This window comes from Bacteroidota bacterium, from assembly GCA_039111535.1.
GTDB lineage: Bacteria > Bacteroidota > Rhodothermia > Rhodothermales > JAHQVL01 > JBCCIM01.
The window spans coordinates 1-7,687 of sequence record JBCCIM010000251.1 but is presented as its reverse complement, the minus strand read 5'-3'; the positions used below and the strand labels follow the sequence as shown (position 1 = coordinate 7,687).

The window sequence follows — 7,687 nt, the reverse complement described above, 5'->3', positions numbered from 1 at the left end:
TAACCAGGTAAGCGGCTGAAACAGCCAGGCACACCGCTGGCAAGGTAAACAGTAAATAGAAAAGCAGGCCTTGCCCATAACTGCAGTTTTCCTGCCACAAAAGCGATGTGGTAAGCATTAACCACGGGATGAGCAGCAATGCCAGTTGTATGAACAGGGTCTGCGAAAACGGACCGGCTTTCCCCCTCGTAAACAGCCCTTGCCTAGGGCCGCCCCCCCGCTGCCGGCGCGAACCAGACTGTGCAAAGCGCTGCTGGGTTAACCCATATCGATTAAAACGAAAGAGCGCAGCAAGGCCGGCAACGAAGAAACTGCTAAAAGCAATAACGGCAGATGACTCTGCATGCAAGATCTGAAGCAGCGGCAATAGCCACAGGAGCACGCCGATGACGACATAAATGATTGCCGGCACCCAAATATCAGGTTGTTGAAAGAAGGGCCTGTTTCTCACTACTGCTCTACCCGAAAATGGTGACACATTTAACAAGGGTATAAAAAATAAAAAGGGCCATACCGAATGGTACAGCCCTTTCTATCGAATAGGTATACGTAGAAGTTACCCTTTTTTCATTTCCTGCACTTCTACGCGAATGTCCTGTGCGTGCTTTTTCAGTTCCTGCATGGCTTTACGGATTCGCGTGCCAGCAGCTTTATTGCCTTTCTCATAGAACTGAGAGAAGTCTTTTTCCAGTTCTTCTACAAAACCTTTAAGGTCGTTGAATTTGCTCATTTCCTAAACTCCCTGAGATGAATCGAAAATCAGAAGTGAGGTGGGGCTTTCTTGCTCCACGAGCGCAATCAAAACAGGGTTTGATCGCAGAAAAGAAAAGCCCAAATGCCTCAGTACTAGCCCAAATTGAGCTTCACTGACACGTTGGTGACTTCAGACAGTTCCGGTAAACATCTAAAATTTCCGTTTTAAACGCCGCTTTATGTCACTTTTTTGCAAAACATCAGGGTGAACCCCCACTTTCAGTCCACCAATTATCCACATCCATTGACCCGAATCTGATTTTTCCTTTCCTTGATTTGCCCGCATATGTGTGATTGCTGTGTAATCCTTTTTTCCCACGCAACAATTTACCAGGTTGGCACTTTGATTGTATCCGACATACCCAAAGTTGGGCGGATACTTTCCTTTCTTTTTCTGTCGGATCGCTGATAGCGCCATTTCCCGTACCCCGGTGCCTTGCGCCGGTTGTGCAAAACCACATTTTGAAACCCGCGAAGTTGTTAGGCCATGTGTGATTTTAGCCACCTTCACTGCCATACCCAATACTCACTGCTCGACGGAGCTGCACGCATCAAAAAACTTGTTGCCAAAGCTTCAGAAATGGGGCAGGCAGCACTTGCAATAACGGATCACGGGAATCTTTTTGGCGTCCCTGAGTTTTTCACCTCCGCAAAAAAGGCCGGCGTCCAACCCATTATCGGCTGCGAATTTTACGTCACCCCCAGTGGCATGGGCGACAAATCTGACCGCACGCGTTACCACCAGGTGTTGCTGGCAAAAAACGAAGCCGGCTACCGCAACCTCATCAAGCTCTCCTCTCTCTCCTATTCCGACGGCTACTACTACAAACCGCGTCTCGACAAAGAAATCCTCAAAGCCCACAGCGAAGGCCTCATCGCTACCACGTGCTGCCTTCAAGGTGAGGTACTACAAAACATCCTCAAAAAAACCGAAGAAGAAGCCCGCAAAATTTTTGAATGGTATGTCGATGTTTTTGGCGACGACTATTACATCGAAATCCAGGACCATGGCATAGAAGACCAGAAAAAGTGTAACGCCGTCCTCTTCAGATGGGCCTCTGAGTACAACGTCAAAGTCATTGCAACCAACGACGTCCACTACGTCGAGAAAGACGACGCTGCGGCGCAGGATGTACTGCTTTGTCTCCAGACGGGCAAAGACCTCAACGACCCCAACCGGATGCGATTTGAGAACGACCAGTTCTACCTCAAGAGCACCGAAGAAATGCAGGCGTCGTTTAGCATGCTCGATGCGGTTGTCCGCGATGCCATCCTCGACACTACCCGCGAAATTGTTGACAAGTGTAATTTTGAGCTGCCGATGGGAACGCTGCTTATGCCGCATTACCCCATCCCAGAGTCGTTTAACAACGACATGGACGCCTACCTGAAGCACATGGTTTTTGAGCGTGCCAAAGTCAGGTACAAAGAAGTGACGCAAACCGTGGTTGACCGTATCAACCATGAACTCGGCATTATCAAAACGATGGGCTATGCCGGCTACTTCCTCATCGTACAGGACTTTACAACAGCAGCACGCGACCTTGGCGTTAGCGTAGGGCCGGGCCGTGGATCAGCTGCTGGTAGTGCGGTTGCATTTTGCCTGGGTATCACGAACATCGATCCGCTGGAATACGACCTGCTTTTTGAGCGCTTCCTGAACCCGGAACGCGTCTCGATGCCGGATATCGACATCGACTTTGATGACCGCGGCCGCGGCAAGGTCATTGATTATGTGGTCCAGAAATACGGACGCGAAAATGTATGCCAGATCATCACCTTTGGTACCATGGGCGCCCGCTCTGTTATCCGAGACGTATCCCGCGTGCTGGGGGTCCCGCTGTCCGAAGCAGACCGTATCGCTAAGCTTATCCCTGAAGGCCCCAAAGTAGACCTGGACCTGGCCTTCAACACCGTACCCGAATTCAAAAAACTACAAAAAGACCCGAACCCGCAGATCCGTAACCTGATGCACTATGCGCAGGTACTCGAAGGCTCTGCGCGGCACACCGGGGTTCACGCAGCCGGCGTCATCATTGCCCCCGGCACGGTAAGCGACTACGTGCCCATCTCTGTAGCAAAAAGTAAAGGCGATGAGGTTGTAACTACCCAGTACGACGGCAAGTGGGTTGAGGAATTTGGCCTGCTCAAAATGGACTTCCTCGGGCTCAAAACCCTCACCATTATTGACGATGCCCTCCGCCTCATCAAAGAAAATCGTGACATCGAAATTGATGTCGACACCCTGACGCTCGACGATGAAAAGACGTATGAGCTTTTCCAGCGCGGTGATACGGTTGCGGTGTTCCAGTTTGAATCCGAAGGCATGCGCGAGTGGATGCGGAAGCTACAGCCGACCAGCATCAACGACCTCATTGCGATGAACGCGCTCTACCGCCCGGGTCCGATGGACCTGATCCCGAATTACATCGACCGTAAACACGGCAGAGAGACCGTATCGTATCCCCACCCGATCCTGGAAGGCATCCTGCAACCAACCTACGGTATTCCGATATACCAGGAGCAGGTGATGCAGATGGCACAGGAAATGGGTGGCTACTCGCTTGGCCAAGCTGACTTGCTCCGGCGTGCGATGGGTAAGAAAAAGCAGTCCGAAATGGACAAGCAGCGCATCATCTTTGTCGCAGGGGCGGGTGAGCGGGACGTGGATGAGAAAGTGGCTAACGAAGTGTTTGATATGATGGCGAAGTTTGCCGGCTATGGCTTTAACAAGAGTCACTCTGCTGCTTACTCGCTCGTAGCATACCATACGGCCTACCTCAAAGCAAACTATCCACCCGAGTACATGGCGGCTGCGATGACGAATGAGATGGGCGATACCAAAAAGCTGTCGATTATCCTGGAAGAGGCGCGCCGGCTTGATATCCCGGTACTCCCGCCATCGGTAAACAAAAGTAAAGCTTACTTCAACGTAGAGGACGGCAAAATCCGCATGGGCATGGGCGCCATAAAAGGCGCCGGCCTTGCTGCAATTGAATCGATCATCGAAACGCGGAGCACCAAAGGCAACTTCTCCACACTTTTCAGTATGGCGAAGTCGCTGGACTTACGACAAGTTGGCAAAAAAGCCCTCGAATGCCTCGCTGCATCAGGTGCGCTGGATGAATTGGAAGGACATCGCGCGCAGTTGTTCGAGACTGTAGGACATGCAGTTCGGTATGCACAAAAAATCCAGGCAGACGAAGCAGCCGGCCAAAGCTCCCTTTTTGGCGACGCAACCGGCACCGGATTCCAGGCTGAGCCCAACCTCCCTATGGTTGATCCATGGCCAACCTCACAAAAGCTAAAAAGTGAACGGGAATTACTCGGTTTCTACGTCTCGGGGCATCCCCTTGAAACGTATGCCGCTGAAGCACGGGCCTTTTCCTCTGCAAGCCTTGGCGACATCGAAGGCATCAGCAAGTCCGTTGAGCAGGCGCTGGCACACTCAGGAGATGGCGCCGGCAGCTACCGACAGCAAGGTCCCATACACACTTTCTGCGGCATCATCACAGAAATTCAGCACCGCACAACCCGAACTGGAAAGCCGATTGTCTTTGCCTCTATCGAGGACTTTACCGGCCAGGGAGAAATTATTTGCTTTGCCAACGAATACGACCGGTACCAGCAATACCTCAAGCAGGATGAAATAGTCTTTGTAAAAGGCAATACGGACATCCGTGGTGGCGGGGTTAAAATCAAAGTTGTGGAAATCCTCCCCATGTGGAAGGTCCGCGAATTGATTAAAGGCATTGTGCTACGCGTGGATGTGCAGCACATGGAAGTAAGCGAAATCCAAAAATTCCGCGACCTGTGCGATGCCAACAGAGGCAACTGCAAACTCTACTTTGATGTCACGGGCAAAGATATCCCCGGCGGCGTGCAACGCATTCACAGCCGGAAATACGTCGTAGAACCTACACCCGACTTAATGCAGGGCATTTCAAAAATCTTTGGCAAAGACAACGTACTCCTCGAAAGCGATACAATGGGTTAAACACAACTTTTGAACAGAAAACGCTCTAGCAAATCATCACCAGCATACCGCGTTGCTCTAAGAGGGCATTCGTACAACAGAAATACCAAAGCACGGAAATACGAAAACACAAATTCAACCGCCAATCAGGTCGTTTAAGCGTTCCTTTCACATCACTGAACAACAGCAATTCCAAAAGTTGCCGCAATAACACTAACCTGTGGCGAATACCAACATAATGCATCTCAATATTAATTCTGGGACAGCTATGCCCCTTCTTCTCTCCTTCTGCAGGATCTGCTTCTTTTTGTTACTGCTAGTGCATGTTGCAAATGCATCACCAAACGTATCAACAGCTACTGACCCATCTTCTGCCTGTACATCTTATCGGGCCATTCTTGTTGGTGTGGATTTGCCAAACAGGCACGACCATAACGTATCCGATGATATAGCCTTGCTTGAATCGTATTTCAAACAGTGGTTACCGGCAAACAATGTAGATGTACTCACAAACCGCAGGGCACGGCACGAGTCTTTGTTCAATACACTCGAATCCGTCGCAGGGCAATCTGCCAATGTCTGTACAATCATTTATTTTGCTGGCGATGTTTTTGACACGCAGGTGACTAACAAAGACCTTGACAATGAAGAAACGCTATCCTACCTCATGGCGTGGCTTTCACCCGACCGGACATACCCTACCATTGGATCTAAAGGCATTTCGTTTGCTATTCTGAACGCATGGTTTTCCCAGAGTGGCACAGGCCCCATCCTGTTGATTGTAGATAATCAGGTCGGCGGTTCACAAGCCGGCTATAGGGCGTATGCAGAAACGCAATCACCATACCCCTACACAGGTCAGGCGCCACCCCGGTTTATTTTCTCAACAAGTACCAAACGCCGGGTAAAGCACACCATCAATGGCCAGATGCACTCCATTCTTGCACTCGGACTTGTCGAGGGGCTATTTCATCAGGCTGCAGACCAGAATGCAGATGCGCTAGTTGATATTCGAGAACTGTCGGATTACTTGAATCGGGTGATTCCGGCCATGTCAGATGGGGCAGTTTTTCTGCGCTCTCGGGTCATGCAATCAGGGTTCGGTAGTGCCGGCGCATACGGCAGTGTGGGCTTGACGAAGCAGCCTGTGTCTGCACCTGTTGCCGCGCCGATTAAGCAGCATATGGCTGCGTTCAACAACAACAACACAAACTATCCGGCTCCAACAGCCACGTTGGATGTAAATGCATTCCCTCCCGGGAAGCTGTATTTGGATGGCGAACTGCTGGGCTCTACTCCACAAACAGGCCTGGTTGTGCCAGCGGGAGAACGCACCCTGGAAGTGATCACAGAGACATTTGATGCGTGGCAACAAAATGTCTTCCTTTCCGCCGGAACAGCAAATGTTATCGAAGCTACCTTGCAGTCAGAATTTGGCAGGTTTGCCATTGAAAACTTGCCCCCTGATGCCCGCGTAATTTTGAATGATACCCTCCAGTTTCTTGCGACAGATTTAGGCGATACACCCGCCCGGGTCCCCAAGGGCTTTTATCTCGGCCAGGTTCAATATGGAAATGGTGAGCGGCTGCCTTTTGACCTTTCCGTCAGAAATAGCGCTGTTGTGACCTATGATTTCAGGTCAGACGTTGTAGACTATCGCGAGTCTTTCAGGTCTGTGCTCATACCAGGCTGGGGGCAGCGCAGAGATGGCGCCATTGGCAAAGGCAATGCCTTTATCGGCATAATGGTCGCAGGGGGCGCCGCTCTTGCTGCGTCCAATCTGCTCTATGATTCAGCCGCTAAAGATTACCAGGAGACTTTTGATGCATACGTCCTCGAGCAGATCGAAGTGGAAGCCCTGGCGCTATGGGACGATACTGTAAAAAAATTCAACCGGGCTAATCTGCTGAATGACATAAGGAATGGGCTGATCATCGGTATGGTTGGATTTTATGTGTACAACATCGTTGATGCCATGATTTTTCATGCGCGGCACGATCAGATGGTATTGCAAGAACCTGGCGACGCCAGTTTTTCAGCCCGGGGCCACTGGAATGCCGCCGGCGCTGGCATGACGCTCACATATTCCTGGCGATGAGGCAATTCAACATGGCTTTTCGCACTTCCGCCGACTTCATGCTTGCAATGTGTAATATGAAAATCGATTTGTCCCATACCCACTTCGGCAATACGACAGCCTATTATTTTATGCTGGCTTGTTTCTTATGGCTGGGCTGTGAAGGACCAGTAGAGCCCATCCGGCAAAACCCGAGAGATCCAGACTATTTCCTCGGCCAAAACATACCTTCGCCTGCAACCGAATTCCGCTATGAAAGCAGCACACCGGGCAGGGTCACATTTTTCTGGGAAGACAACAGCAGTTTTGAAGAAGGCTTTGTGATCGAGCGTGGGGTAAATCTGGATAGCGTCTTTACCGATTTTGACACCGTTGACCCCAATACAATGGTTTATGAGGACAATGACATTGCTGTGTCGCTGGATACCCTGCTGTATCGCGTAAAATCGCACTACGCGGGCCGGCGCAGCATCGCCTCTGACACTTTGTTTCTTGCATATCCGTTTAACCAGATTAGCGGAAACTATACGGTACGGGCGCTACATCCTACCCAGAGAAGGGTGTTGCTCAATGATGGTCTGCGCCTCGTGATGTGGCAACCGGGCGTTATTCCAAATTTCTATACTGTAGACGAGCGGAGATTTATCCGCGAAGCTGCTTTTGATTCCGAGAGCAACCTTGTGGTGATTTGTGATTGCCAGGGATTTGCTGCTGGCATGTTAACGGTCATGGAACTGGCGCCCTCTGGAACACCAAGCACGGTGTGGGAAACGGATTCACCCATACGTTCGGGTAATATCAAGCTGTTTTCCCAAGTACAGCGGATCGTCGTTTATGACAATGAAAATCTGTTGATGATCGGGATGGTCGCGTTCATCGTC

General features: G+C 50.6%; 6 protein-coding genes. 3 read left to right on the top strand and 3 right to left on the bottom strand.

What is annotated here, in order from left to right; all coding sequences use genetic code 11:
• From AAF564_24525 to AAF564_24515, 3 genes are all read right to left on the bottom strand, one after another.
• On the bottom strand, positions 1-412 hold a 412-nt coding region (locus tag AAF564_24525), incomplete at its 3' end, for a hypothetical protein (GenBank protein MEM8488735.1).
• 144 nt (positions 413-556) lie between these two features.
• Positions 557-730 (bottom strand): histone H1, encoded by a 174-nt coding sequence (locus AAF564_24520; GenBank protein ID MEM8488734.1) that lies wholly within the window; start codon positions 728-730, stop codon positions 557-559.
• A 174-nt stretch (positions 731-904) separates the two neighbouring features.
• Positions 905-1,270 (bottom strand): hypothetical protein, encoded by a 366-nt coding sequence (locus AAF564_24515; protein ID MEM8488733.1) that lies wholly within the window; start codon positions 1,268-1,270, stop codon positions 905-907.
• Between AAF564_24515 and dnaE the strand changes: the two genes are divergently transcribed.
• From dnaE to AAF564_24500, 3 genes are all read left to right on the top strand, one after another.
• Entirely contained in the window at positions 1,241-4,750 is a 3,510-nt protein-coding gene (gene dnaE, locus AAF564_24510) for a DNA polymerase III subunit alpha (protein ID MEM8488732.1), read from the top strand. The genes AAF564_24515 and dnaE overlap by 30 nt on opposite strands.
• Positions 4,751-5,036: 286 nt before the next feature.
• Positions 5,037-6,827 (top strand): DUF5683 domain-containing protein, encoded by a 1,791-nt coding sequence (locus AAF564_24505; protein MEM8488731.1) that lies wholly within the window; start codon positions 5,037-5,039, stop codon positions 6,825-6,827.
• A gap of 56 nt (positions 6,828-6,883) precedes the next feature.
• Positions 6,884-7,687: hypothetical protein (locus AAF564_24500; GenBank protein MEM8488730.1), on the top strand; the 804-nt coding region annotated here is incomplete at its 3' end.

Excerpts from the sequence above, each read along its gene's own strand:
- AAF564_24515 (MEM8488733.1), bottom strand. The coding sequence starts at position 1,270 with ATGGCAGTGAAGGTGGCTAAAATCACACATGGCCTAACAACTTCGCGG.
- AAF564_24520 (MEM8488734.1), bottom strand. The coding sequence starts at position 730 with ATGAGCAAATTCAACGACCTTAAAGGTTTTGTAGAAGAACTGGAAAAA.
- dnaE (MEM8488732.1), top strand. The coding sequence starts at position 1,241 with ATGTGTGATTTTAGCCACCTTCACTGCCATACCCAATACTCACTGCTC.